Annotated in this window: 1 protein-coding gene; it reads left to right on the top strand. The window is 69.5% G+C overall.

Going from position 1 to position 688, the window contains the following annotated elements; all coding sequences use genetic code 11:
* Nucleotides 1–7: 7 nt before the first annotated feature.
* The coding region (locus tag V6U77_RS29945; RefSeq protein WP_334610085.1) for an IS30 family transposase at nt 8–688 on the top strand (681 nt) is incomplete at its 3' end.

Here is a 688-nt window from a genome sequence, read left to right as displayed (position 1 = left end):
ATCAAGGTTGAGTTCGCTGGAGCGGGAGCAGATCGGGTTGGGTCGGGCTGAGGGTGAGTCGATGCGGTCGATCGCGCGGAGGTTGGGTCGGGCGCCGTCGACGATCTCGCGGGAGGTAGGCCGGTTCGAGCGGTACGGGCAGCGGTATCAGCCGTCGGCGGCGCAGTGGGCGTCGTTTTTGCGGCACGGCCGTGTCAAGCGGGTGCCGCGGCTGGCTGTCGATGGACCGTTGCGCCGGACGGTGCTGGATATGCTGCGGCGACGCCGATCGCCGCAGCAGATTGCCGCTCGGCTGCGGTGGGAGTATCCGCTGCGGCCGGAGATGCATGTGTCGCACGAGACGATTTATCAGGCGATCTATCTGCAGGCGCGAGGGAATCTGCGGGCTGAGTTGACCCGGCAGGTGGCGCTGCGGTCCGGGCGAGCTACCCGTCGCAGGCGGCCAGTGGCCGCGGCGGCGGTGCGGTCGGCACGGCCGTGGCTCGGGTTGAACATCAGTGCCCGTCCCGCCGAGGTCACCGATCGGGCGGTGCCCGGGCATTGGGAGGGTGACCTGCTGGAGGGGACACGCCAGGGTGGGCGTGGTGGTTCCGCGATCGCGACCCTGGTGGAACGCGCGACCCGGTTCGTGATCCTGGTCGGACTACCCCAAGGGAAGATGTCCGAGCACGTCGTCGCGCAGCTGGCC

It is taken from the genome of Micromonospora sp. CPCC 205546 (genome assembly GCF_036902715.1).
Classification (GTDB): domain Bacteria; phylum Actinomycetota; class Actinomycetes; order Mycobacteriales; family Micromonosporaceae; genus Micromonospora.
Note: the sequence above shows the minus strand (reverse complement) of the source record. Positions and strands in the feature narration are given on the sequence as shown.